The 24,050-nt window shown below is 65.7% G+C and carries 23 protein-coding genes; 11 read left to right on the forward strand and 12 right to left on the reverse strand.

Going from position 1 to position 24,050, the window contains the following annotated elements:
• Positions 1-55 precede the first annotated feature (55 nt).
• Genes rodA through H3H51_RS01495 form a run of 6 tightly spaced genes read right to left on the reverse strand, consistent with a single transcriptional unit; the run spans position 56 to position 5,882 of the window.
• Positions 56-1,201: a rod shape-determining protein RodA gene (gene rodA / locus H3H51_RS01470; RefSeq protein ID WP_183087245.1), complete on the reverse strand. Its 1,146-nt coding sequence runs from the start codon at positions 1,199-1,201 to the stop codon at positions 56-58.
• A complete protein-coding gene (gene mrdA, locus H3H51_RS01475) occupies positions 1,191-3,095 on the reverse strand; it encodes a penicillin-binding protein 2 (protein WP_183087246.1) in 1,905 nt (634 codons plus the stop codon). The genes rodA and mrdA overlap by 11 nt, the downstream gene beginning before the upstream one ends.
• A gap of 27 nt (positions 3,096-3,122) precedes the next feature.
• Complete coding sequence (gene rlmH / locus H3H51_RS01480) at positions 3,123-3,590, reverse strand: 23S rRNA (pseudouridine(1915)-N(3))-methyltransferase RlmH (protein WP_183087247.1); 468 nt, start codon at positions 3,588-3,590, stop codon at positions 3,123-3,125.
• Between the two features lie 9 nt (positions 3,591-3,599).
• Complete coding sequence (rsfS, locus tag H3H51_RS01485; protein WP_183087248.1) at positions 3,600-3,959, reverse strand: ribosome silencing factor; 360 nt, start codon at positions 3,957-3,959, stop codon at positions 3,600-3,602.
• A gap of 7 nt (positions 3,960-3,966) precedes the next feature.
• On the reverse strand, positions 3,967-4,617 hold the full coding sequence (gene nadD / locus H3H51_RS01490) for a nicotinate-nucleotide adenylyltransferase (protein WP_183087249.1): 651 nt from the start codon (positions 4,615-4,617) through the stop codon (positions 3,967-3,969).
• Positions 4,617-5,882 carry a glutamate-5-semialdehyde dehydrogenase gene (locus tag H3H51_RS01495; protein WP_183087250.1) on the reverse strand — a complete coding sequence of 422 codons (1,266 nt, stop codon included), beginning with the start codon at positions 5,880-5,882 and terminating at the stop codon, positions 4,617-4,619. Before H3H51_RS01495 ends, nadD begins: the two co-directional genes overlap by 1 nt.
• Positions 5,883-6,321: 439 nt before the next feature.
• On the opposite strand from H3H51_RS01495, the gene H3H51_RS01500 reads away from it, so the two are divergent.
• Complete coding sequence (locus tag H3H51_RS01500) at positions 6,322-7,017, forward strand: DNA-3-methyladenine glycosylase (protein ID WP_183087251.1); 696 nt, start codon at positions 6,322-6,324, stop codon at positions 7,015-7,017.
• 2 nt (positions 7,018-7,019) lie between these two features.
• A complete protein-coding gene (locus H3H51_RS01505; RefSeq protein ID WP_183087252.1) occupies positions 7,020-8,336 on the forward strand; it encodes a bifunctional DedA family/phosphatase PAP2 family protein in 1,317 nt (438 codons plus the stop codon).
• Positions 8,337-8,371: 35 nt separating this feature from the next.
• On the opposite strand, the gene H3H51_RS01510 is transcribed toward H3H51_RS01505, so the two are convergent.
• The 3 genes from H3H51_RS01510 to H3H51_RS01520 are packed head-to-tail and all read right to left on the reverse strand — an operon-like array spanning position 8,372 to position 10,049.
• Positions 8,372-8,962 (reverse strand): LON peptidase substrate-binding domain-containing protein, encoded by a 591-nt coding sequence (locus tag H3H51_RS01510; protein WP_183087253.1) that lies wholly within the window; start codon positions 8,960-8,962, stop codon positions 8,372-8,374.
• An 11-nt stretch (positions 8,963-8,973) separates the two neighbouring features.
• A complete protein-coding gene (locus H3H51_RS01515; protein ID WP_183087254.1) occupies positions 8,974-9,690 on the reverse strand; it encodes an LrgB family protein in 717 nt (238 codons plus the stop codon).
• On the reverse strand, positions 9,687-10,049 hold the full coding sequence (locus tag H3H51_RS01520; protein WP_183087255.1) for a CidA/LrgA family protein: 363 nt from the start codon (positions 10,047-10,049) through the stop codon (positions 9,687-9,689). The genes H3H51_RS01515 and H3H51_RS01520 overlap by 4 nt, the downstream gene beginning before the upstream one ends.
• A gap of 162 nt (positions 10,050-10,211) precedes the next feature.
• Here H3H51_RS01520 and H3H51_RS01525 point away from each other — a divergent pair, with 162 nt between their 5' ends.
• The 4 genes from H3H51_RS01525 to H3H51_RS01540 all read left to right on the forward strand — a co-directional run bounded on the left by H3H51_RS01525 (position 10,212) and on the right by H3H51_RS01540 (position 13,799).
• Positions 10,212-10,667, forward strand: coding sequence for a MaoC family dehydratase (locus tag H3H51_RS01525; protein ID WP_183087256.1), 456 nt, complete (start codon positions 10,212-10,214; stop codon positions 10,665-10,667).
• A gap of 83 nt (positions 10,668-10,750) precedes the next feature.
• A complete protein-coding gene (locus tag H3H51_RS01530; RefSeq protein ID WP_183088004.1) occupies positions 10,751-12,475 on the forward strand; it encodes a C13 family peptidase in 1,725 nt (574 codons plus the stop codon).
• 67 nt (positions 12,476-12,542) lie between these two features.
• The gene (locus tag H3H51_RS01535) at positions 12,543-13,184 is read left to right on the forward strand and encodes an oxidoreductase (protein ID WP_183087257.1); all 642 of its coding nucleotides are present in this window, start codon (positions 12,543-12,545) and stop codon (positions 13,182-13,184) included.
• A 3-nt stretch (positions 13,185-13,187) separates the two neighbouring features.
• On the forward strand, positions 13,188-13,799 hold the full coding sequence (locus tag H3H51_RS01540) for a class I SAM-dependent methyltransferase (RefSeq protein ID WP_183087258.1): 612 nt from the start codon (positions 13,188-13,190) through the stop codon (positions 13,797-13,799).
• A gap of 33 nt (positions 13,800-13,832) precedes the next feature.
• Here the strand turns inward: H3H51_RS01540 and H3H51_RS01545 are convergent, their stop codons facing one another.
• The 3 genes from H3H51_RS01545 to mpl form a co-directional block, all read right to left on the reverse strand.
• Complete coding sequence (locus H3H51_RS01545) at positions 13,833-14,105, reverse strand: YceK/YidQ family lipoprotein (RefSeq protein WP_183087259.1); 273 nt, start codon at positions 14,103-14,105, stop codon at positions 13,833-13,835.
• Positions 14,106-14,178: 73 nt separating this feature from the next.
• On the reverse strand, positions 14,179-14,808 hold the full coding sequence (gene ubiX / locus H3H51_RS01550; RefSeq protein ID WP_183087260.1) for a flavin prenyltransferase UbiX: 630 nt from the start codon (positions 14,806-14,808) through the stop codon (positions 14,179-14,181).
• A 129-nt stretch (positions 14,809-14,937) separates the two neighbouring features.
• Entirely contained in the window at positions 14,938-16,290 is a 1,353-nt protein-coding gene (gene mpl, locus H3H51_RS01555; RefSeq protein WP_183087261.1) for a UDP-N-acetylmuramate:L-alanyl-gamma-D-glutamyl-meso-diaminopimelate ligase, read from the reverse strand.
• 461 nt (positions 16,291-16,751) lie between these two features.
• Between mpl and H3H51_RS01560 the strand changes: the two genes are divergently transcribed.
• The 5 genes from H3H51_RS01560 to exaC all read left to right on the forward strand — a co-directional run bounded on the left by H3H51_RS01560 (position 16,752) and on the right by exaC (position 23,974).
• On the forward strand, positions 16,752-18,236 hold the full coding sequence (locus H3H51_RS01560; protein ID WP_183087262.1) for an amino acid permease: 1,485 nt from the start codon (positions 16,752-16,754) through the stop codon (positions 18,234-18,236).
• 134 nt (positions 18,237-18,370) lie between these two features.
• Positions 18,371-19,738 carry a glutamine synthetase family protein gene (locus H3H51_RS01565; RefSeq protein ID WP_183087263.1) on the forward strand — a complete coding sequence of 456 codons (1,368 nt, stop codon included), beginning with the start codon at positions 18,371-18,373 and terminating at the stop codon, positions 19,736-19,738.
• Between the two features lie 32 nt (positions 19,739-19,770).
• Positions 19,771-21,159, forward strand: a complete 1,389-nt coding sequence (locus H3H51_RS01570) for an aldehyde dehydrogenase family protein (protein ID WP_183087264.1) — start codon at positions 19,771-19,773, stop codon at positions 21,157-21,159.
• Positions 21,160-21,172: 13 nt separating this feature from the next.
• Positions 21,173-22,333, forward strand: a complete 1,161-nt coding sequence (locus tag H3H51_RS01575) for an iron-containing alcohol dehydrogenase (RefSeq protein ID WP_183087265.1) — start codon at positions 21,173-21,175, stop codon at positions 22,331-22,333.
• 120 nt (positions 22,334-22,453) lie between these two features.
• The gene (gene exaC / locus H3H51_RS01580; RefSeq protein WP_183087266.1) at positions 22,454-23,974 is read left to right on the forward strand and encodes an acetaldehyde dehydrogenase ExaC; all 1,521 of its coding nucleotides are present in this window, start codon (positions 22,454-22,456) and stop codon (positions 23,972-23,974) included.
• The last annotated feature ends 76 nt before the right edge of the window (positions 23,975-24,050 follow it).

Below are 24,050 nucleotides of genomic sequence, written 5' to 3' on the forward strand. Positions count from 1 at the left end.
CAGAGAACGCTGCGAGTCCAGCGGCGCAATGCTTGCTTCAAATTCTTCACTCTTCTCAAACCTGGGCGATCCACTTGCGATGCGTATGAACCGCCATCAAAACCCCAAACCCTGACAACAGCGTCACCAAGTGAGTTCCGCCGTAGCTAATAAAGGGTAGGGGCACCCCCACCACCGGCAACAGGCCACTGACCATGCCGATGTTAACGAACACGTACACGAAGAAGGTCATCGTCAGGCTACCCGCCAGCAGCTTGCCGAACAGGGTCTGCGCCTGGGCCGTGATGACCAGGCCGCGGGCGATCAGCACCAAGTACACCAGCAGCAGGATACACACCCCGACCATGCCGAACTCTTCGCTCAGCACGGCAATGATAAAGTCCGTATGGCTTTCCGGCAAAAAATCCAGATGAGACTGGGTGCCGAGCAGCCAGCCTTTGCCCAATACACCACCCGAACCGATGGCCGCCTTGGACTGGATGATGTTCCAGCCGGTGCCCAGCGGATCGCTCTCCGGGTCGAGGAAAGTCAGCACGCGCTGCTTCTGGTATTCGCGCAGGACGAAGAACCACATGGTCACCGCAATCGGCACCACCGCCGCCAGCGCGCCGAGGATCCAGCGCCACTGCAACCCGGCCATGAACACCACGAAGCCTCCGGACGCCAGAATCAGCAGGCCCGTACCGAGGTCCGGCTGCTTGGCGATCAGCACGAAGGGAATCACGATCAGCACCAGGCTGACGGTGACGTGCTTGAGCTTGGGCGGCAGGTTGTGCCGCGCCAGGTACCAGGCGATGGTCGCCGGCATGATGATCTTCATGAACTCCGAGGGCTGGAAGCGGATCACCCCGGGGATGTTGATCCAGCGCGTGGCGCCCATGGCCGTGTGGCCCATGATCTCCACCACCACCAGCAGGCCGACGCCGACCACATAGGCCAGCGGTACCCAGCGCGCCATGAAGCGCGGCTCGAACTGGGCAATGACAATGGCGGCGAAGATCCCCAGGCCGAACGAGCTGGCCTGCTTGATCACCAGATCCCAGTTCTTGCCGCTGGCCGAATACAGCACGAACAGGCTGCCGGCACCCAGCACCAGCAGGATCAGCAGCAGCCAGCCGTCGATGTGCAGGCGCTGCAGCAGCGTGGCGCGGCGCTTGAACACGTCCTCATCGGAAATGCTGCGGTCGAAGTTACTGTTCATGCACGGCGCTCGCGGGGTCTGCCTCGGGTAGCGGCGGACGGTATTCGGGTTTCAGCTGGCCATCGGCGCCCAGCAGCCAGGCGTCCATCACCTGCTTGGCCACCGGCGCGGCGACGCTGGAGCCGCCCTCGCCGTTCTCGATCATTACCGACACGGCGATCTTCGGATCGCTGGCCGGCGCATAGGCGACGAACAGCGCGTGGTCGCGGTGGCGCTCGTTGATCTTGCTGCGGTCGTACTTCTCGCCCTGCTTGATCGCCACCACCTGCGCCGTGCCGCTCTTGCCGGCGAAACGATAGACCGCAGTGGCGCCGACCTTGGCTGCCGTGCCGCGCGGGGCGTGCACCACCATTTCCATGCCGTTGCGCGCGTAATCCCAGAACTTGGGGTCACGCAGGACGATATCCGGCATCGGATTCGGGTCCACCGGTTTGCTGCCTTCGATGTCCTTGGCCAGGTGCGGGCGAATCCACTTGCCGCGCGTGGCCATCAGGCTCGTCGCCTGGGCCAGTTGCAGCGGCGTGGCCTGCATGTAGCCCTGGCCGATGCCGAGAATCAGCGTCTCGCCCGGGTACCAGGACTGGCGGTAGCGCCCGCGCTTCCAGTCACGCGAGGGCATCAGGCCCTCGGCCTCTTCGTTCATGTCCAGCGACACGCGCTGGCCGAAGCCGAAGCGGCTCATGTTGTCGTGCAGGCGGTCGATGCCCATCTTGTGGGCAACGTCGTAAAAGTAGGTGTCGTTGGAACGCATGATCGCCATTTCCAGGTTCACATAGCCGTCGCCCGTGCGGTTCCAGTTGCGGTATTTGTGGGTATTGCCCGGCAACTGGTAATAGCCCGGATCGAACACCCGGGTCTGCGGCGTGACCACGCCGGTTTCCAGGGCCGAGACGGCGACCATCGGCTTGACCGTCGAGCCCGGCGGGTACAGGCCGCGCAGTACGCGGTTGTACAGCGGCCGGTCGATCGAGTCGCGCAGCTCGGCATAGGCCTTGAAGCCGATACCGGTGACGAACGGGTTGGGGTCGAAGCTCGGCTGGCTGACCATCGCCAGCACCTCGCCGGAGCTCGGCTCGATTGCCACGACCGCACCGCGTCGCCCGCCAAGAGCAACCTCGGCGGCCTCCTGCAGCTTGACGTCGAGGGTCAGGACAATGTCCTTGCCCGGCTGTGGGTCGGTGCGGTTGAGCACGCGCAACACGCGACCACGGGCGTTGGTCTCGACTTCCTCGTAACCCACTTCACCGTGCAGCTCGGCCTCGTAGAAGCGCTCGATGCCGGTCTTGCCGATATGGTGGGTGCCGCTGTAGTTGACCGGATCGAGCTGTTTCAGCTCTTTCTCGTTGATCCGCCCGACATAGCCGACCGAGTGGGCAAAGTGGCCCTTCTGCGGGTAGTGGCGCACCAGCTGCGCCGCCACATCCACACCCGGCAGGCGGAACTGGTTGACCGCAATACGGGCGATCTGCTCCTCGGTCAGCTCGAACAGGATCGGTACCGGCTCGAACGGCCGGCGTCCCTGGCGCATGCGCTTCTCGAACAGCGCACGGTCTTCGGGCGTCAGCTCCAGCACTTCGACGATCACGTCCAGCACCTGCTGCCAGTCGCCGGCGCGCTCGCGAGTCATAGCCAGGCTGAAGCTCGGCCGGTTGTCCGCGATGATCAGCCCGTTGCGATCGAAGATCAGCCCGCGGGTCGGCGGAATCGGCTGCACGTGGATGCGGTTGTTTTCCGCCAGGGTCGAGTGATAGTCGTACTGGATCACCTGCAGGTAATACATGCGCGCAATCAGCACACAAGTCAGCAGGAGCACCGCCACGCCGCCGACCACGACGCGCCGACGCACCAGGCGGGCGTCCTTCTCGTGGTCTTTCAGGCGAATCGGCTGCGGCATCTAAGGCTACTTAATCAGGACGACTTTTTATTTGTGATACGGGTGGCCGGACAGCACGGTCCAGGCCCGGTAGATCTGTTCGCCGATCAGGATGCGTACCAACGGATGCGGCAAGGTCAGCGGCGACAACGACCAGCGCTGCTCACTGCGCGCGCACACCTCAGGCGCCAGCCCTTCCGGGCCGCCGACCATCAGGTTTACGGTGCGCGCATCCAGGCGCCAGCGCTCCAGCTCGGCCGCCAATTGCTCGGTGCTCCACGGCTTGCCCGTTACCTCGAGGGTAACGATGCGCTCGCCCGGCTGCACCTTGCTCAGCATGGCCTCGCCTTCCTGGCGGATCATCCGCGCCACGTCGGCATTCTTGCCGCGCGTGGTCAGCGGGATCTCCACCAGATCGAGCCCCAGCTCGGGCGGCAGACGCTTGGCATATTCCTGCCAGCCATCCTCCACCCAGCGCGGCATACGCGACCCGACCGCAATCAGCTTGATACGCACGGGGCGAACTTACTCCGGCAGATCCTGGTGCTGCGCACGGCTCTGCTCGGCGCCTTGCCACAGACGCTCAAGGTCATAGAACTGACGAGTAGCGACCTGAAACACATGCACCACGACGTCGCCGAGGTCGAGCAGGGCCCACTCGCCGCCGTCCAGGCCTTCGCTGCCGATCGGGCGCACGCCTTGTTCCTTGGTCTTGTCCAGCACTTCGTTGGCGATCGATTTGACGTGGCGGCTGGAGGTGCCGCTGGCGATCACCATGAAATCGGTGACGCTGGTCTTGCCGCGCACATCGATGGTGGTGATGTCGGTGGCTTTCATGTCTTCCAGGGCTGCAATGGCAACCTTGACCAGTTCTTCGTTTTGCATCGTTACCTCATGAATCGGTTTGCCCACGGTAAAGTCCGTGGGTTTGGATATAGGCCAGCACGGCGTCGGGTACCAGAAAACGTACCGAACGCCCCTCTGCCAGCAAATGACGAATCTGCGTGGCAGACACCGCCAACGGCGTCTGCCAGACAAAAGCAATCTGCCCACTCGGCCCGACCAGGCCTTGCGGATCACTCACACTGCGCGCCGCGAGCAGGTCGCGCAGCGCTTCCGGAGCCTCGCTGTCGGCATCCGGCCGCTGCAGCACCAAGATATGGCAGTGCTCCAGCAATTCCTGCCAACGATGCCAGGTCGGCAACCCGCAAAAGGCATCCCAGCCCAGCAGGAGAAAAACTTGATCATCCGCCGCCAATTCACCACGCAACGACTCCAGGGTGTCGTAGGTGAATGACGGCTTGGCCCGCCGCAGCTCACGGTCATCGACCCGCAATTGCGGCTCGCCGGCTACGGCCAGCTCGACCATCGCCAGGCGCTGTTCGGCGCTGGCCTGCGGTACTTCGCGGTGTGGTGGCCGGGCGCTAGGCACCAGCCTCAACTCATCCAGCACCAGCTGTTCGGCGACTTCCAGGGCGCCGCGCAGATGCGCGATATGCACCGGATTGAAGGTGCCGCCGAGCAAGCCAATCCGGCGCGCCATCAGGTGCGGATGTGTCCGTCGCCGAACACCACATACTTCTCACTGGTCAGGCCATCCAGGCCGACCGGGCCGCGGGCGTGCAGCTTGTCGGTGGAAATGCCGATTTCCGCGCCCAGGCCGTATTCAAAACCATCGGCGAAACGGGTCGAGGCATTGACCATCACCGAGGCGGAATCCACCTCGGTGAGGAAGCGCCGCGCATCCGAGAAGTTCTCGGTAATGATCGCGTCGGTGTGCTGCGAGCCGTACTTGTTGATGTGCTCGATGGCCGCATCCAGCGAATCGACGATACGAATGGCGAGGATCGGCGCGTTGTACTCGGCGAACCAATCGTCTTCCGTCGCTTCCAGCACGTCGCTACCCAGCAGCGCGCGGGTAGCAGCGTCGCCACGCAGCTCGACACCCTTGTCGCGGTAGATGGCGGCCAGCGGCGGCAGCACCTTGTCGGCGATGGCGCTGTGCACCAGCAGGGTTTCCATGGCGTTGCACGGCGAGTAGCGCTGGGTCTTGGCGTTGTCGGCCACGCGAATCGCCTTGTCGACATCGGCGGCAACGTCGATATAGACGTGGCACACGCCGTCCAGGTGCTTGATCACCGGCACCTTGGCGTCGCGACTGATGCGCTCGATCAGCCCCTTGCCACCACGCGGCACGATCACGTCGACGAACTCGGGCATGGTGATCAGCGCGCCGACGGCCGCGCGATCAGTGGTTTCCACCACTTGCACGGCGCAGGCCGGCAGGCCGGCTTCGGCCAGGCCGAGCTGGATGCAGCGGGCAATCGCCTGGTTGGAATGAATCGCCTCGGAGCCGCCGCGCAGGATGGTCGCGTTGCCGGACTTCAGGCACAGGCTGGCGGCGTCGATGGTCACGTTGGGCCGCGACTCGTAGATGATGCCGATCACGCCCAGTGGCACGCGCATCTTGCCGACCTGGATACCGGACGGCAGGTAACGCATGCCCTGGATCTCGCCGATCGGGTCCGGCAGGGTGGCGACCTGGCGCAGGCCTTCGATCATGCTGTCGATCACCGCCGGGGTCAGCGCCAGGCGGTCGACCATGGCCGGCTCCAGGCCACTGGCGCGGGCAGCAGCCAGGTCCAGCTCATTGGCAGCGGTCAGCTCGACGCGCGCAGCATCGAGGGCATTGGCGGCGGCCTGCAGGGCGCGATTCTTCTGCGCGGTATTGGCACGGGCAAGCACCCGCGAGGCTTCGCGCGCGGCGCGGCCCAGGCGGGTCATGTAGTCGAGTACTGACTCGGTCATGGTCTACGGACGTCTGGCAGTGGGAAAAAGGGGCTGATTATAGCGACAGCGCCGCTCCACGCCCAGCACTGCCCGGCGGACGGGGCTGGCGGTGCAACATCGCGGCACAAGATTCAGCCCGGCGTCAGCCTGGCAGTGTTAGGGCCTGCTGCCGTTTCGGCGCATCCGCGTTGCTGCGCCAAATCGCGCCAGGCAAGGCGCGGGACGCAGGCAATGGTCGTTCCCTTGCCAAGTCCAGCAACGCCGCATGGCGCGATTTGCCGCGCAACCCGAAGGGACGGGCCAGTTTTTACGCGGAACGTCGTTACTCGACAGCTCATTTGAACGACCAAACTTCGCGTCTCGCGCCTAGCTCCGCGCAAAAACTGGCTCCGTCGCGGTTGTGCCGAAACGACAACAGGCCCTACGATCGCGCCATTTCGCCCGCCCGGAAACCCGTATGAGCGCCCTGCCCTGGCCCGACGCCCAGCCGCTGCCCGACAGCTTCTTCGACCGTGACGCCCAACTGCTCGCCCGCGAACTGCTGGGCAAGGTCATCCGTCATTGCCACCAGGGCCACTGGCTGGCGGCACGCATCATCGAGACCGAAGCCTACTACCTGGCCGAAAAAGGCAGCCACGCCTCACTCGGCTACACCGAGAAGCGCCGCGCGCTGTTTCAGGGCGGCGGGCACATCTATATGTACTACGCCCGCGGCGGCGATTCGTTGAACTTCAGCGCCCACGGCCCGGGTAACGCCGTGCTGATCAAATCCGCCGCGCCCTGGCTGGACCGGCATTGCGCGCCGGACGCCCTGCAGCGCATGCAGGCCAATAATCCATCCGCCAGCGGCAGCGTGCGGGCAACCGAACGCCTGTGCGCCGGTCAAACCCTGCTGTGCAAGGCCCTGGGCCTGAAAGTGCCGGACTGGGACGGGCAGCGCTTCGACCCGCAGCGCCTGTTTGCCGAGGACGTCGGCGAGCGCCCGACGCAGCTGATCCAGACCACTCGCCTGGGCATCCCTGACGGGCGCGACGAGCACCTGCTGTATCGCTTCGTCGATGCGGCGTATGCCCGCCAGTGCACGCGCAACCCGCTGCGCCGCGGCCAGCTCGAACACCACCATTACCACCTGCGCAATACAGAGGAACTGTAAGCATGAGCCACTGGTTCGACACCATCACGCTCTGGCTGGAAGCCAATCCGCAATGGCTGGGCCTGAGCATCTTCGTCATCGCCTGCCTGGAATGCCTGGCGGTGGCCGGCATCGTGATCCCCGGCACCGTGGTGCTGTTCACCCTGGCGGTACTGGCCGGCAGCGGCTCCCTGCCGCTCTGGCAAACACTGCTGCTGGCCTACAGTGGCGGCCTGCTCGGCGATGCGATTTCCTACGCCCTGGGCCGCCGCTTCCACCAGAACATCCGCGGCCTGCCGGTACTGCGCGACCACCCCGAGTGGTTGAGCGGCGCGGAAAACTACTTCCAGCGCTACGGCGTGGTCAGCCTGCTGGTCGGCCGCTACATCGGCCCGCTGCGACCGATGCTGCCACTGGTAGCAGGCATGCTCGACATGCCCTTCGTGCGCTTTGCCCTGGTCAGCCTGCTGGCCGCCGCGGGCTGGGCGGTGGCCTACATGCTTCCAGGCTGGGCCACCGGCGCCGCCATGCGCCTGCCCCTGCCGGAGGGCTTCTGGAGCGCCGCCGGGATAGTCGCTGCGGCCATCGCCCTGATGCTGCTGATCGTCATCCACAGCAGCCTGCGTGAGCAACGCGGGGCCACGGCCATCTCCGCCGCGCTCAGTGGCAGCCTGCTGATCGGCCTGCTAATCGGCTGGCCGCACCTCGATACCCTGGACCAGGGCCTGATGACGCTGATCCAGGAACAGCGCGGCCCGGCCATGGACAGCCTGGTACTGCTGGTCACCGGGCTGGCCAACTTCGGCACCCAGGTCGCCGCCGGCGTGCTGCTGACCCTGCTGCTGTTGCTCTGCCGGCGCCAGGCCGCCGCGCTGTTCGTGACCTGCTGCATGCTCGGTACCGCGCTGTGCAATACCGGCCTCAAACACCTGCTCGCCCGCGCCCGCCCGGAAGTGCTACTGCAACCGCTGGAAACCTACAGCCTGCCCAGCGGCCACAGCTCGGCGGCCTTCGCCCTGTTCCTCGCCCTCGGCATTCTCGCCGGGCGTGGCGCACCGGCCCGCACGCGCCTGACCTGGCTGCTGCTGGCGTGCCTGCCGGCGCTGCTGATCGCCCTGTCGCGGGTTTATCTGGGAGTGCACTGGCCGACCGACGTGCTCGCCGGCGCCCTGCTCGCCGGCTGCGTCTGCGCCGCCAGCCTGGCCCTGCTGCAACGCCGCGCGCCAATGGCGCCGCTGGGCGCCCGGGTGTGGTGGCTGATTCTGCCGGCGACCCTGGCGTTGCTCAGCGGAGTCAGCCTGTGGTCATTGCCGGAGGCGATCCAGCAGTATCGCTACTGAGCCTGGCGCCCCTACATCTGACAAACAGCTAGCAATCAGGCGAGCATCTCGCCCTGAAGTCGGTCAAGCAGCTCCTGCACCCGCGCCAGCCGGCGGGCCGGGCTGTCCAGGGTCAGGATCTGCAGCTTTTCCTCAAGCTCGAAGGGCAGCAGGTACGCCAGCCGATTGGCCAGCGCCTGCTGGCCGATGCCGTCGCCATCCATGTCCATGCCGGCCACCAGCGGATGCTCGGCGAGGGCACCAAGCAACGCCACCAGGTCGGCATGCCCGCCTTGCAGCGGCACTTCCTCGGCCTCGTCCAGCCAGCGCACGTCGGCCAGCGTGAGCTGGTCCACCTGCACCTCGGCCGACTCGACGACAAAGCGCCGGCCGCCCTCGACGCGAATCCCCAACAGGCCATTGGGCCGCTGCTGGAAGTCACGGATCAGCGCCTCGCAGCCGATCAGGGCGAACTGTGATGCCGCCTCACCGACCTCCTGGCCTTCGAGGATGGCAACCACGCCAAAGCCTTCGCCGCGACGCATGCAGGCGCTGATCATGTCCAGGTAGCGCGCCTCGAATATCTGCAGATCGAGGATGCAACCGGGGAACAGCACGGTATTCAGGGGAAACAGGGGCAGGCTCATGGCACTCGCTCTCAGGTGATGACAGCCACGGCCAGCGGCAACAGTATCGCCGTAGCCATGCCCATCAGGCTCATCGCCAGCGCCGCGAAGGCGCCACTTTCCTCGCCTTCCTGCAAGGCCCGCGCGGTGCCCACGGCATGCGCGGTGATGCCCAGCGCCATGCCCTGGGCAGCCGGATGGTGCACGCCGATACGGCGCAGCAGTTCGGGGCCGCACATGGCGCCGAGCACTCCGGTGATCAGTACGAACACCGCCGCCAGCGCCGCCACGCCGCCGATCTGCTCAGCCACCAGCATGGCGATCGGCGAGGTCACCGACTTCGGCGCCAGGGTCATCAGCATCATGTGGTCGGCACCGAACAGCCACGCCAGGCCCACACCCAGCGCCGTGGCCACCACGCCGCCCACAGACAGGGTGATCAGCACCGGCCAGAACAACTGGCGAATCCGTCGCAGGTTGAGATACAGCGGCACCGCCAAGGCTACGGTCGCCGGCCCCAGCAGGACGCTGAGCAGGAAGGTGCTGCTGCGGTATTCCTGATAACTCAGGCCGCTGACCAGCAGCACACCGATCAAAACAGTCATCGATACCAGCACCGGCTGCAGAAAGAACCAGCGGGTTTTCTCGTAGGCGGCCAGGGCCAACTGATACACCGCGAGGGTGATGCCGACGCCGAATAGCGGGTGATGGATCACCGCCTGCAGGGCGGCATGCGCATCGAGGCTCATGCCTGCTCCTCCTGGCGCGCCTGGCGCTCGATCAGTTTCTGCATCAGCCAGCCGACGAACAACAGGGACAGCAGCAGGGACAGGCACAGCGCGCCGACCAGGGCCCAGAAGTCCGCGGCGATCTGCGCGGCATACACCATCACCCCCACGGCCGGCGGCACCAGCAGCAAGGGCAGGTAGCGCAGCAGCGTGGCAGCAGCATCGCTAAGCGGCTCGCCCACTTCGCCACGCAGCAGGAGAAAGACGAACAACAGCAGCATGCCGATGATCGGTCCCGGCAACATCGGCAGGAGCAGGACGTTGAGGGCGGTGCCCAGCAACTGGAACAGCACCAGCCAGGTCAGGCCACGTAACAGCATGGAAATCTCCCGGATAAAAGCGCGGCCATTATAGCCACGCCCTAGGCCACGTCATAAACAGCGCGCCTCAGGCTTGACCCTCCCGCGCACTCATGATGATCTAGAGCCAGCCAGGTTCATCCTCAAAAACAACAAATAACCTCGCATCCTCAAGGAGGATCTATGCCGCTCGTACCCGTATCGCAACTGCAAGACTATGTAGGCAAGGAGCTGGGATGCTCGGAATGGCTGACCATCGACCAGAACCGCATCAACCAATTCGCTGAATGCACCGGTGACCATCAGTTCATCCACGTCGACCCGGTCAAGGCCAAGCACACCCCCTTCGGCAGCACCATCGCCCACGGCTTCCTCAGCCTGTCGCTGATTCCGGTGCTGATGGAAAAGCTGATGCTCGCCCCTGAAGGCCTGAAGATGGCCGTCAACTACGGCCTGGACAGCGTGCGCTTCATCCAGCCGGTGAAGGTCGACTCGCGCGTGCGCCTGTCCGCCAAGGTGCTCGAAGTCACCGAGAAGCGTCCGGGCCAGTGGCTGTTCAAGGTCGAAGCGACCCTGCAGATCGAAGGCCAGGAGAAGCCGGCGTATATCGCCGAGTCGCTCTCCCTGTGCTTCGTCTGAGCCATCCGGCCATACAAAACGGGGCGCAATAGCGCCCCGTTTTCATTGCACTTCGGCATACTCGGCGCATGTCCATGACCCGGATGTCTGCCATGCCCCGCCTGCTTGCCCCCCTGACGCTCGCCCTGCTCCTCGCCGCCTGTGGCGATAGCGAACCACTGCTGCCACCAAACGCGGTACTGCCGGATGGCGGGCGCTACCGCGGCGAGGTGGTCGACGGCCTGCTGCAAGGCCAGGGGCGCCTCGACTACGCCAATGGCAGCTGGTACGCGGGGCTGTTCAAGGACGGTTTGTTCGAAGGCCAGGGCGAGTGGCACGGCTCGGGTGGCGAACAATACGTCGGCGAATTCCACCAGGGCCTGTTCGATGGCCACGGCAAACTTACCTACAACGACGGCAGCCAATACGAAGGCAGCTTCAAGCTCGGCCGCCTGCACGGTGAAGGCCACCTGCAACAAGGCGCCATGAGCTACCGCGGCGAATTCCGCAAGGACCGCTACCAGGGCCAGGGCAATCTCCAGTTCGAGGATGGCAGCCGCTACCAGGGCCACTTCGAACGCGGAGAGTTGGATGGCGAAGGCATGCGCATCAATGGTGACGAACGCTACAGCGGCACCTTCAAGCAAGGCGTACTCAATGGCCCAGGGATCTACCAGGGCGCCGAAGGGCAGACCTACAGCGGTGAGTTTCGCAACGACCTGTTCCACGGCCAGGGCCGCTACCAGGACGGCCAGGGCAATGTGTGGAATGGCCTGTTCAAGGACGGCGCCCTGACCGGCAAAGGCGATTACCTCGGCAGCGACGGCGAACGCTACAGCGGCCAGTTCCGCTACTGGCGCTACCACGGCGAAGGCACCCTGACCCTGGCCGACGGCAGCCGCTACCAAGGGCACTTCGCCCGCGGCGAATACGCCGGTATCGGCACCCTCACCAGCGCCGACGGCCAGCAGACCGAAGGCACCTGGCAGGCCGGGCAGCGGGTTCGCGATGGCGCCGGCCAATTGCTGCCCGACCCACTTGAGCTGGGCCTGCTCCAGCAAGGCGAATTGCTGCAACAGGCCATCGCCAAGCTGCCGCCCTCCACGCCGGAAGTCGAGCTGTACAGCCTGACCCTGGCCGGCGACGGCAACCAGAGCGTGTTCCTGCGCGAGGCCGACTACGTCAGCAAGCTGCTCGGCGAACGCTTCGGCGCGCGCGGCGGAATCACCCTGAGCAACCACCGCGACCACTTCGCCGACCGCCCGCTGGCCACACGCGAAAGCCTGACCCGCGCCGTGCGCGCCCTGGCCGAACGCAGCGGCCCCGAAGACCTGGTGTTCATCTACCTGACCAGCCACGGCTCGCGCGACCATCAACTGAGCCTGGACCAGCCGCGCCTGCAACTGGACAGCCTACCGGCCGATGAGCTGGCCAGCCTGCTGCAACCGCTCAAGGATCGCTACAAAGTGGTGGTGATCTCCGCCTGCTACTCCGGCGGCTTCATCCCCCCCCTGAAAGACGACAAGACCCTGGTGATGACAGCCTCCCGCGCCGATCGGGTGTCCTTCGGCTGCGCCGATGAAAATGACTTCACCTACTTCGGCCGCGCCCTGTTCGCCGAGGCCTTCAACGAGACCGACGACCTGCAGCGCGCCTTCGAGCTGGCCAGCGCCACCGTGGCCCAAAAGGAGAAGGCTGACGATTTCCAGCCTTCCGAACCGCAACTGTGGGCACCCAAGGCCGTGCTCCAGCACTGGCGCCAGCTGCGCGAAAGCCAGGCCCGCCAGGCGCTGACCGCTGCCACGGCCGGGCAGGAGAAAACCCCATGAGCCGCTGCGCCGACAAGCTGGCGGGAACAAACCGATCTAAGCTGGCTGTATCAGCGGAGACACACACATGTATCTGACGCCCCAGCACATCCTGCTTGCAGGCGCCACCGGCCTCACCGGCGAGCACCTGCTCGATCGCCTGCTCAACGAACCCACCATCAGCCGCGTACTGGCACCCAGCCGCCGTCCCCTGGCCGAACACCCGCACCTGGACAATCCGGTGGGTGAGCTGGCCGCGCTGCTGCCCCAACTGCAAGGCCAGGTCGACACTGCGTTCTGCTGCCTGGGCAGCACCATCAAGCAGGCCGGCTCGCAGGACGCCTTTCGCGCCATCGACCATGACCTGGTCCTCGCCTTCGCCCGCCGCGCCCGCGAGATGGGTGCCCGCCACCTGCTGGTGATCAGCGCCCTGGGCGCCGACGCCAACGCCTCGGTGTTCTACAACCGGGTCAAGGGCGATATGGAACAGGCCCTGCAGGCGCAGGACTGGCCCCAACTGACCATCGCCAGGCCGTCGCTGCTGCTCGGCTCACGCAGCGAATTCCGCATCGGCGAACAACTTGCTGCGCCCTTCATGCGCTGGCTGCCCGGCAAATACCGCGGCATCGAAGCCACCACCCTGGCCCGTGCCCTGTGGCGCCTGGCGCTGGAAGAAGGCGACGGCGTGCGCGTGGTGGAGTCGGACGAACTGCGCCGACTGGGGCGCTGAACCATGCAGTTCTATGACCAGCACATCCTGCCGCGCCTGATCGATTTCGCCTGCGGCATGGGCCAGGTAATGAAGACCCGCTCGAAGGTCGTGCCCCTGGCCGAGGGCCGGGTGCTGGAAATCGGCATCGGCACCGGACTCAACCTGAGTTTCTACGATGCGCAGAAGGTCAGTGCCATCGTCGGCGTCGACCCCGCCGCACAGATGCAGACCCTGGCCCGCCAGCGCGCGGCGCAGATCAACATTCCAGTGGAAATGATTGCCCTGGAGCTGGGGCAGATCCAGGCCGCCGACGCCAGCTTCGACAGCATCGTCTGCACCTTCACCCTGTGCACCATCCCCGACCCGCTGGCCGCCCTGCTGGAAATGCGCCGGGTGCTCAAGCCCGGCGGCAAGCTGCTGTTCAGTGAGCATGGCCGTGCGCCGGATGCGCAGGTACGCCTGTGGCAGGATCGCCTGACGCCGCTGTGGAAACCCCTGGCCGGCGGTTGCCACCTCAACCGCGACATTCCCGCACTGCTCAAAGCCGGAGGTTTTCAGATCAAGGAAATCAAGGCTGGCTACCTGCCGGGCCCGCGGCCAATGACCTGGGTCTGGTACGGCTGGGCGCAGTAGCGGCTCACAGAACGGTCATCCGCCCGGAGGCACTCAATTGCCGCCGCTGATACCCAGCCCGATGCCCAGCGCAGTGGCCAGCGAGAGCGGCAGCAACAGGGTATCCAGCAACGCGCTGGCCGGCAGATCGAAGCCCGCATACTTCGGCGCCTCGGCACCGAAACGGTCGCGCGGGCAACAGCCACCCTGCAACGCATACCAGTCCAGCCGCGTGCCGGCATACACCACCGGCGCGCCAGGCTTGGCCGCATCCAGGGTACGCACGCTGGCGCAGCCCGGCAGCAAACCGAACAGCGCCACACACACCGCGTAGGCGCGAGCCCTGCTCGCGAAGCGTTGGCGGCGCTCCGGTTCGCGAGCAGAGCTCGCTCCTACGGGCTCAGTCTTCACTGGACAGGTGATGCTCGCCCCAGCGCGGCAGCATGTCCTGGGGAATGCCCAGGCAATTGAGGATGCGCGCCACGACGAAGTCGATCAGGTCATCCAGGGTCTGCGGCTGGTGATAGAAGCCGGGGGACGCCGGCAGGATGGTCACGCCAAGGTTGGACAGCTTGAGCATGTTCTCCAGGTGAATGCTGGAGTACGGCGCCTCGCGCGGCACCAGGATCAACTGGCGACGCTCCTTGAGCACCACGTCGGCGGCGCGCTCGATCAGGTTGTTGCAGGCGCCGGTGGCGATCGCCGACAGCGTGCCGGTCGAGCACGGCACGACCACCATCGCACTCGGCGCACCGGAGCCGGACGCTGGCGGCGCCATCCAGTCTTCCTTGCCGTAGACGCGGATCTGCCCGGGCGCGGCGCCGGTGTATTCGTTGAGGAATGCCTGCATGGACTGCGGCTTGGCCGGCAGGGTGACATCGGTCTCGGTGGCCATCACCAGTTGCGCGGCCTTGGAGATCAGGAAGTGGACTTCGCGCTCTTCCTGCACCAGGCAGTCGAGCAGGCGCAGGCCGTACTGGGCGCCGGAAGCGCCTGTCATGGCCAGGGTAATGCGTTCGGGACCGCTCATGGGCGAACTCCTCGGAGTGTTTGTTCCCCTTTCCCCCTGGGGGAGGGCCTGGGGTGAGGGACGTACAGGCAACGCCGAGTTGCCCAGCCCTCACCCCAGCCCTCTCCCGGCGGGAGAGGGGTCAACTATCTATTCAGCCAGCGCTTGCGCCAGCTTGCCATGCAGGCCGCCGAAGCCGCCGTTGCTCATCACCACCACCTGGGTGCCGGGCAACGCCATGGCCTTGACCCCGGCGATAATGCCTTCCAGCGAGTCGCACACGACGGTGGGCACCGTTGAGCCAGCCACCGTGCCCGCCAGGTCCCAACCCAGGTTGGCTGGCGCGTACCAGAACACCTGGTCGGCTTGCACCACCGAGTCCGGCAAACCGTCGCGGTGGGCGCCGAGCTTCATCGAGTTGGAGCGCGGCTCGATCACCGCAATCACCGGCGCATCGCCCACGCGCTTGCGCAGGCCGTCGAGGGTGGTAGCGATGGCGGTCGGGTGATGGGCGAAGTCGTCATAGATGGTCACGCCGTTGACCTCGGCGACCTTCTCCATGCGCCGCTTGACGCTCTTGAAGCTGGAGAGGCCGGCAATGCCCAGCGCCGGCACCACGCCGACATGCCGCGCCGCGGCCAGGGTAGCCAGGGCGTTGGCCACGTTGTGCTGGCCGGTGAGGTCCCACTCGACGATGCCTTCGGGTTTGCCGCCGAAGATCACCTCGAAGCGCGAGCCGTCCTCGCTGAGCAAGCGCGCCTGCCACTGCCCGCCGTCACCGGTGGTCTGCACCGGCGTCCAGCAACCCATCTTGACCACCCGCGCCAGCGCCTCTTCGGCTTGCGGGTGAATCACCAGCCCCTCGCCCGGCACGGTGCGCACCAGGTGGTGGAACTGTCGCTCGATGGCGGCCAGATCCGGGAAGATATCCGCGTGGTCGAATTCCAGGTTGTTGAGGATCGCCGTGCGCGGGCGGTAGTGAACGAACTTGCTGCGCTTGTCGAAGAAGGCGCTGTCGTACTCGTCGGCCTCAACCACGAAGAACGGTGTACCGCCCAGGCGCGCGGAAATACCGAAATTCTGCGGTACACCGCCAATCAGAAAGCCCGGGCTCATGCCGGCATGCTCCAGCACCCAGGCCAGCATGCTGGTGGTGGTGGTCTTGCCGTGGGTACCGGCCACGCCGAGCACCCAGCGGCCTTGCAGTACATGGTCGGCCAGCCACTGCGGGCCGCTGACATAGGGCAGGCCCTGGTTGAGCACGTACTCCACCGCCGGGTTGCCACGACTCAGCGCATTGCCGACCACCACCAGGTCCGGCGCCGGCTGCAGATGGGCCGGCTCGTAGCCTTGCATCAGTTCGATGCCCTGAGCCTGCAGTTGGGTGCTCATGGGCGGATAAACATTGGCGTCGGAGCCGGTAACGCGGTGGCCAAGCTCTTTCGCCAGCACCGCCAGAGAGCCCATGAAGGTGCCGCAAATACCGAGAATATGGATGTGCATCGATGACCTCGAAACAAGCCGGGATGCCCCGGCAGAACTGGCCGCAGGTTAGCACAGCGGCGCCCATCTCCCGAGCGCGGGCTGCCCCGGGATTTATCGACTAGAGTTGCAGTGTCCCGAGACCACTCGGGCGGCATGAGGTTCACTCGCCGTTCATGCCCGCAAGCCAGTTCAGGTCCATCCGATCGCGAACCGGCTCTTACCTGCTAGCGATTGCGCGTTTGTCTGCAGTTCAGCCGAACCAAGGAGTCGTTCTTTGGTATCCGAAGGAACAGCCAGCAGCCCCGGCGAGGCGCTTTTCCCTCTCGCGGTGATCAGCCTACGGAACGGCCTGCGCCGCTCCACGATCCGCTACGCCCAATCCCTTCCCCCGCGCTCCCCGCTGGCAGCTGTGCTCCATCCCGTCGACAGCAAGGCAATTTCTACAAGAACTCAAGCCAACGCGAATGCAGGAGAGGGACATGAAACAGCAATCGGGAGTGAGTTACACAACGGTCGATCAGGCCTACTTCGAGAAGCGCGGCCTGCGCCGCTATGCCGGGGTCTGGTCGCTCTGGGCGCTGGGCGTCGGCGCGGTGATTTCCGGGCATTTTTCCGGCTGGAACTTCGGCCTGGCCAATGGCTGGGGCAGCATGTTGATCGCCGCCATCATCATTGCGGTGATGTACCTGGGCCTGACCTTTTCCCTGGCAGAAATGTCCCCGGCCCTGCCCCACACCGGCGCCGCCTATTCCTTCGCCCGTAGCGCCATGGGCCCCTGGGGCGGCTTCCTCACCGGCCTGGCGGAAAACGTCGAATACGTGCTCACCCCGGCGGTGATCGTGTTCTTCATCGGCAGCTACATGAGCAGCATCTTCGGCACGCCAAGCGAGTACCAGCCGCTGTGGTGGATCGGCTTCTACCTGGCCTTCGTCTGGCTCAACGTGATCGGCGTCGAGCTGTCATTCAAGGTCACCCTGGTGGTCACCCTGCTCGCCCTGGCCTGCCTGGTGACCTTCTGGTTCAGCGCCTTGCCGCACATCGACTTCGCCCGCTACGCGATGAACGTCGGCGCCGATGGCGTCGAACTCCCCGAGGGCGGCGGACCGTTCCTGCCCAAGGGCTGGGTCGGCATCCTCGCGTCGCTGCCGTTCGCCGTCTGGCTGTTCCTCGCCATCGAGCAGCTGCCGCTGGCCGCCGAAGAATCGGTCGACCCCAAGCGCGACATGCCCCGGGGCATCATCGCCGGCATGTTCACCCTGATGCTCTCGGCGTTCATGATCCTCTGGCTCAACCCGGCCACCAGCGGCGTCGGCTCCTTCGCCCTGGGCTCCTCGGGCGAGCCGCTGTTGGATGGTTTCAAGGCAATCTACGGCGACAACATCGCCAAGCTGCTGGCCCTGGTGGCGGTGCTCGGCCTGATCGCCAGCTTCCACACCATCATCTTCGCCATGGGTCGCCAGGTGTACTCGCTGAGCCGCGCCGGCTACTTCCTGCCCTGGTTGTCGGTGACCCACGGCCAGCGCAAGACCCCACACGTGGCCATGATCGGCGGCAGCCTGCTGGCCCTGGCAGTGATGATGGCGCTGTGGTTCATCTTCGGTGAGGAAAAGGGTGGCGCGGTGATTGGCGGCACCCTGCTCAACATGGCGGTGTTCGGCGCGATGTTCTCCTACTTCATGCAGGCGCTGTCGTTCATCCTGCTGCGCAAGAACCTGCCAAACATCGAGCGTCCCTACCGCAGCCCGCTGGGCGTACCGGGGGCCATGCTGACCATGCTGATCGCCGCCGTGACCCTGTACTACCAGCTCACCGGTGACCCGGCCTACACCATCGGCGTGTTCTGGGTGGCGGCGTTCTTCGCCCTCGGCATCCTGTACTTCGCCATCATCGGTCGCCATCGCCTGATCCTCTCGCCCGAAGAGGAGTTCGCCATGCAGCAACGCGAGAAAGATAAAAACAACTAAGCCCTAGACCTGTTCCGGGGCTCGCGAGCGAGCGCGAGAACAGGCAGGAGCGGGTGCACATGACTATTGCGCGCCCGCTCCTGCCGCCATACCGCCGACACGCCGCAGCCCCGGATTTTCCGGAGTGATTACGGATGACTGCCCACCTCACGCTCACTGGCCTGCGCGAACTCGCCGTGGCCGGCAAAATCGACACCGTCCTGGCCTGCATGGTCGACATGCAGGGGCGCCTGATCGGCAAGCGCTTCCAGGTCGAGTTCTTCCTCGACAGCGCCTATGAGGAAACCCACGGCTGCGACTACCTGCTGGCCGACGACATCGACATGGAACCGGTACCCGGTTACGCCGCCGCCAGCTGGAAGCAGGGCTATGGCGACTTCGTGTTCAAGCCCGACCTGTCCACCCTGCGCGTGGTGCCCTGGCTGGAAGGCACGGCCCTGGTGCTGTGCGATGTGCAGGACCATCACCACCAGGACCTGCCGCACAGCCCGCGCGGCATGCTCAAGCGGCAGATCGCCCGGCTCACCGAACGCGGCTACCAGGGCATGTTCGCCTCGGAGCTGGAGTTCTACCTGTTCGACCAGAGCTACGAGGCCATCCACAACCAGCACTACCAAAACCCCAAGACCGCCGGTTATTACATCGAGGACTACAGCATCCTGCAGACCATCCGCGAGGAGCCAGTGATGCGCGCCATCCGCAAGCACCTGCAAGCTGCCGGCATCCCGGTGGAGAACTCCAAGGGCGAATGGGGGCCGGGCCAGGAAGAGATCAACGTGCGCTACGCCGAGGCCCTGGTGATGGCCGACCGGCACAGCATCATCAAGCACGCCTGCAAGGAAATCGCCCTGCTGCAGGGCAAGGCGGTCACGTTCATGGCCAAGTGGAACTACAACCTGGCCGGTTCCAGCAGCCATATCCACAACTCGCTATTCAGCCTCAACGGCAGCCAGGCGCTGTTCTACGACCCCGCAGCCGAGCACGGCATGTCCACGCTGATGCGCCAGTGGGTGGCTGGCCAGCTCAAGTACGCCAGCGACATCACCTACTTCCTGGCGCCCTACATCAACTCCTACAAGCGCTTCCAGGCCGGCACCTTCGCCCCCACCCGTGCGGTGTGGAGCAACGACAACCGCACCGCCGGCTTCCGCCTGTGCGGCGGGGGCAGCAAGGGCATCCGCATCGAGTGCCGGATCGGCGGCGCCGACCTCAACCCCTACCTGGCCTATGCCGCACTCATCGCCGCCGGCCTGGCCGGGATCGACGAGCAGTTGGAGCTGCCAGCGCCCTTCTCCGGTGACGCCTACGAGCATGAGGAGCTGCCGGAAGTGGCCAAGACCCTGCGCGACGCCGCCAGCGCCCTCGATCGCTCGACACTGCTGCGCAACGCGCTGGGCGACGAAGTGGTCGAGCACTACCTGCATACCGCGCGCTGGGAACAATCCGAATACGACCGCCGGGTGACCGACTGGGAGCTGCGCCGCGGCTTCGAGCGCTACTAGGCACCCCGCGAACAACAATAAGAGGAGGTCCGATGAACACCATTCGCCTGATTTCCCCGGTGGACGGCAGCCTGTATGCCGAACGCCCCTGCGCCAGCTCAAGCCAGCTGGAACGGGCCCTGAGCGAAGCCCAGCAAGCCCAGCGCGCCTGGCGCGAGCTGAGCATCGAACAACGCGCCAGCTATTGCCTGAAGGCGGTCGACGCCATGCAGGCCATGAGCGCGGAGATCGCCCCCGAACTGGCCTGGCAGATGGGCCGCCCCGTGCGTTACGGCGCCGGCGAACTGCGCGGATTCGAGGAGCGCGCCCGCTACATGATCGGCATCGCCGCCCGCGCCCTGGCCGATGTGGTGCCGCCGCCGAAGGACGGCTTTCGCCGCTACATCCGCCGCGAGCCGCTGGGCACCGTGCTGGTCATTGCACCGTGGAACTACCCCTACCTGACCGCCGTGAACGCCATCATCCCGGCGCTGATGGCCGGCAACGCCGTGCTGCTCAAGCATGCCAGCCAGACCTTGCTGGTCGGCGAGCGCTTCGCCCTGGCCTTCGAGCGTGCCGGCCTGCCGCACGGGCTGTTCCGCAACCTGGTACTGGACCACGGCCAGACCGCCACCCTGATTGCCTCGGGGCAGGTGCAGCAGGTCAACTTCACCGGCTCGGTGGCCGGCGGGCGGTTGATCGAAAGCGCCGCCGCCGGGCACTTCATCGGCGTCGGTCTGGAGCTGGGCGGCAAGGACCCGGCCTATGTGCGGGCCGACGCCAACCTGGCCCACGCCGTGGAAAACCTGGTGGACGGCAGCTTCTTCAACTCCGGGCAGAGCTGCTGCGGCATCGAGCGCATTTATGTGGACAAGGCACTCTATCCGGCCTTCGTCGACGGCTTCGTCGAGCTGACCAAACAGTACAACCTGGGCAACCCGCTGGAAGAGGCCGCCACCCTCGGCCCACTGGTGCGCAGCAGCGCCGCCGAGTTCGTCCGCGGACAGATAGCCGAAGCCAAGGGCAAGGGCGCCAAGGCGCTGATCGACGCCAAGATTTTCGCCGCCGACGCCCCCGGTACGGCCTACATGGCGCCGCAGGTGCTGGTGCAGGTGGATCACCAGATGGCGGTGATGCGTGAGGAAAGCTTCGGCCCGGTGGTCGGCATCATGCCGGTGGACAACGACGCACAGGCCATCGCCCTGATGAACGACAGCCCCTACGGCCTCAGCGCGGCGATCTGGAGCGAGGACCTGGACGCCGCCGAGCGCCTCGGCCAGCAGCTCGATACCGGCACCGTGTTCATGAACCGCTGCGACTACCTCGACCCGGCCCTGGCCTGGACCGGGGTCAAGCACACCGGGCGTGGCGCCAGCCTGTCCTGCCTCGGCTACGAACACCTGACCCGGCCCAAGTCCTTTCACCTGCGCCATCAGCTCTGACCAGGAGTCAGCCATGAGCAAGACCGCCAACTGGAACTACCCGACCTCGGTACGCTTCGGCGTCGGCCGGATCAAGGAGCTGCCCGAACTGTGTCGTAGCGTCGGCATGCAGCGCCCGCTGCTGGTCACCGACCGTGGCCTGGGCAGCGCACCGATCACCCTCGCCGCCCTCGACTCGCTGAAGGCCGCCGGGCTCGGCGCCGCACTGTTCTGCGAACTGAAACCCAACCCGGTGGAAAGCAACCTGACGGCCGGGCTGGAGGCCTACCGCGCCGGCAAGCACGACGGCGTGGTCGCCTTTGGCGGCGGCAGCGGCCTGGACATGGGCAAGCTGATCGCCTTCATGAGCGGTCAGGCCCGTCCCGTCTGGGACTTCGAGGATGTCGACGACTGGTGGACCCGCGCCGACCCGCGCGGCATTGCCCCGGTGATCGCCGTGCCGACCACTGCCGGCACCGGCTCGGAAGTCGGCCGCGCCGGCATCCTCACCGACGAACGCAGCCACACCAAGCGCATCATCTTTCACCCGCTGATGATGCCCAAGATCGTTATCAGCGACCCGGCGCTCTCCGTCGGCATGCCGGCCTTCATCACCGCAGGCACCGGCATGGATGCCTTCTCCCACTGCCTGGAGGCTTACTGCGCACCGGGCTTCCACCCGCTGGCCGACGGCGTGGCCGTGGAAGGCATGCGCCTGGTGCAAGGCGCCCTGGTCCGTGCCGTACGCCAGCCGGATGATCTCGACGCGCGCGCCGACATGCTCGCCGCCGCCGCCATGGGCGCCACCGCTTTCCAGAAGGGACTCGGCGGCATGCACGCCCTGGCTCACCCGATCGGCGCGCTGTACGACACCCACCACGGCATGACCAACGCCACGCTGATGCCCTACGTGCTGAAGTTCAACCGCAGCCTGATCGAAGAGCGCATCACCCGCCTGGCCGCCTACCTGGGCCTGGCCAACCCTGGCTTCGACAGCTTCCTCGCCCTGGTCATGCAGCTACGCGCCGACACCGGCGTGCCACACAGCCTGGCCGAGCTGGGTGTGGATGACAGCAACACCATCCTGATCGCGCAGATGGCGGTGGTCGATCCGTCCGCCGGCGGCAACCCACGCCCGCTGACCGAGGCCGATGTCACCCAGATCTTCACCGCGGCCCTGCACGGAAAGCTCTAGCACCGAGCCTGCGCTTCATCCGCCAACGGTGCTTTTCCTGGCAGGCCTGCCCTCGTGCTCTATACCTGATGAACGCCCCCGGCGCGCATGCGCATAACGACAAGAACCTGGAGAGCCATCATGATTTATGCCCAACCCGGAACCCCCGGCGCCGTCGTGTCCTTCAAGGCGCGCTACGGCAACTACATCGGTGGTGAGTTCGTCGCCCCGGTCAAAGGCCAGTACTTCACCAACACCTCACCGATCACCGGCCAGCCGATTGCCGAATTCCCCCGCTCCACGGCCGAAGACATCGACAAGGCCCTGGACGCCGCCCATGCCGCAGCCGATGCCTGGGGCAAAACCTCCGTCCAGGACCGCTCGCTGGTCCTGTTGAAGATCGCCGACCGTATCGAGGCCAACCTGGAGCTGCTCGCCGTCACCGAAACCTGGGACAACGGCAAAGCCGTGCGCGAGACACTGAATGCCGACATCCCGCTGGCCGCCGACCACTTCCGCTACTTCGCCGGCTGCATCCGCGCCCAGGAAGGCAGCGCTGCCGAGATCACCGAACACACCGTGGCCTATCACATCCACGAGCCGCTGGGCGTGGTAGGGCAGATCATCCCGTGGAACTTCCCGCTGCTGATGGCCGCCTGGAAACTCGCCCCCGCCCTGGCCGCCGGCAACTGCGTGGTACTCAAGCCGGCCGAGCAGACGCCACTGGGCATCAGCGTGCTGCTGGAGCTGATCGGCGACCTGCTGCCGGCCGGCGTGCTCAACGTGGTGCAAGGCTTCGGCAAGGAAGCGGGCGAAGCCCTGGCCACCAGCAAGCGCATCGCCAAGATCGCCTTCACCGGCTCCACCCCGGTGGGCTCGCACATCCTCCAGTGCGCGGCGCAGAACATCATCCCGTCCACCGTCGAACTGGGCGGCAAATCACCGAACATCTTCTTCGAGGACATCATGCAGGCCGAGCCGGCCTTCATCGAGAAAGCCGCCGAGGGCCTGGTGCTGGCCTTCTTCAACCAGGGCGAAGTGTGCACCTGCCCCTCGCGCGCCCTGGTGCAGGAATCCATCTACCCGGCCTTCATGGAAGTGGTGATGAAGAAGGTTCAGGCGATCAAGCGCGGCGACCCGCTGGACACCGAAACCATGGTCGGCGCCCAGGCCTCCGAGCAGCAGTTCGACAAGATCCTCAGCTACCTGAAGATTGCCCAGGAAGAAGGCGCGCAACTGCTCACCGGCGGCGGCGTGGAGAAACTCGCCGGAGACCTGGCCAGCGGCTACTTCATCCAGCCGACCCTGCTCAAGGGCAGCAACAAGATGCGTGTGTTCCAGGAGGAAATCTTCGGCCCGGTGGTCGGCGTAACCACCTTCAAGGACGAGGAAGAAGCCCTGGCCATCGCCAACGACACCGAGTTCGGCCTTGGTGCCGGCCTGTGGACCCGCGACATCAACCGCGCTTACCGCGTCGGCCGGGCGATCAAGGCCGGACGCGTGTGGACCAACTGCTACCACCTGTACCCGGCGCACGCCGCCTTCGGTGGCTACAAGAAATCCGGCGTCGGCCGCGAAACCCACAAGATGATGCTCGACCACTACCAGCAGACCAAAAACCTGCTGGTGAGCTACGACATCAACCCACTCGGCTTCTTTTAACAGCCCCACCAACCGCGCAGGAACAAGCCCTGCGCGGCATTCGCTGAAATCAAACGCTTGCTTGGATTGCGCTTTC

Source organism: Aquipseudomonas ullengensis, assembly GCF_014174475.1.
Classification (GTDB): Bacteria; Pseudomonadota; Gammaproteobacteria; order Pseudomonadales; family Pseudomonadaceae; genus Aquipseudomonas; species Aquipseudomonas ullengensis.

Coding starts and splice junctions, on each gene's coding strand:
- H3H51_RS01505 (WP_183087252.1), top strand. CDS start 7,020: ATGAGCCACTGGTTCGACACCATCACGCTCTGGCTGGAAGCCAATCCG.
- H3H51_RS01570 (WP_183087264.1), top strand. CDS start 19,771: ATGAACACCATTCGCCTGATTTCCCCGGTGGACGGCAGCCTGTATGCC.
- rsfS (WP_183087248.1), bottom strand. CDS start 3,959: ATGCAAAACGAAGAACTGGTCAAGGTTGCCATTGCAGCCCTGGAAGAC.
- rodA (WP_183087245.1), bottom strand. CDS start 1,201: ATGAACAGTAACTTCGACCGCAGCATTTCCGATGAGGACGTGTTCAAG.
- H3H51_RS01525 (WP_183087256.1), top strand. CDS start 10,212: ATGCCGCTCGTACCCGTATCGCAACTGCAAGACTATGTAGGCAAGGAG.
- H3H51_RS01530 (WP_183088004.1), top strand. CDS start 10,751: ATGTCTGCCATGCCCCGCCTGCTTGCCCCCCTGACGCTCGCCCTGCTC.
- H3H51_RS01535 (WP_183087257.1), top strand. CDS start 12,543: ATGTATCTGACGCCCCAGCACATCCTGCTTGCAGGCGCCACCGGCCTC.
- exaC (WP_183087266.1), top strand. CDS start 22,454: ATGATTTATGCCCAACCCGGAACCCCCGGCGCCGTCGTGTCCTTCAAG.
- nadD (WP_183087249.1), bottom strand. CDS start 4,617: ATGGCGCGCCGGATTGGCTTGCTCGGCGGCACCTTCAATCCGGTGCAT.
- ubiX (WP_183087260.1), bottom strand. CDS start 14,808: ATGAGCGGTCCCGAACGCATTACCCTGGCCATGACAGGCGCTTCCGGC.
- H3H51_RS01500 (WP_183087251.1), top strand. CDS start 6,322: ATGAGCGCCCTGCCCTGGCCCGACGCCCAGCCGCTGCCCGACAGCTTC.
- H3H51_RS01560 (WP_183087262.1), top strand. CDS start 16,752: ATGAAACAGCAATCGGGAGTGAGTTACACAACGGTCGATCAGGCCTAC.
- H3H51_RS01515 (WP_183087254.1), bottom strand. CDS start 9,690: ATGAGCCTCGATGCGCATGCCGCCCTGCAGGCGGTGATCCATCACCCG.
- H3H51_RS01495 (WP_183087250.1), bottom strand. CDS start 5,882: ATGACCGAGTCAGTACTCGACTACATGACCCGCCTGGGCCGCGCCGCG.
- mrdA (WP_183087246.1), bottom strand. CDS start 3,095: ATGCCGCAGCCGATTCGCCTGAAAGACCACGAGAAGGACGCCCGCCTG.
- H3H51_RS01565 (WP_183087263.1), top strand. CDS start 18,371: ATGACTGCCCACCTCACGCTCACTGGCCTGCGCGAACTCGCCGTGGCC.
- H3H51_RS01520 (WP_183087255.1), bottom strand. CDS start 10,049: ATGCTGTTACGTGGCCTGACCTGGCTGGTGCTGTTCCAGTTGCTGGGC.
- H3H51_RS01510 (WP_183087253.1), bottom strand. CDS start 8,962: ATGAGCCTGCCCCTGTTTCCCCTGAATACCGTGCTGTTCCCCGGTTGC.
- H3H51_RS01575 (WP_183087265.1), top strand. CDS start 21,173: ATGAGCAAGACCGCCAACTGGAACTACCCGACCTCGGTACGCTTCGGC.
- H3H51_RS01540 (WP_183087258.1), top strand. CDS start 13,188: ATGCAGTTCTATGACCAGCACATCCTGCCGCGCCTGATCGATTTCGCC.
- mpl (WP_183087261.1), bottom strand. CDS start 16,290: ATGCACATCCATATTCTCGGTATTTGCGGCACCTTCATGGGCTCTCTG.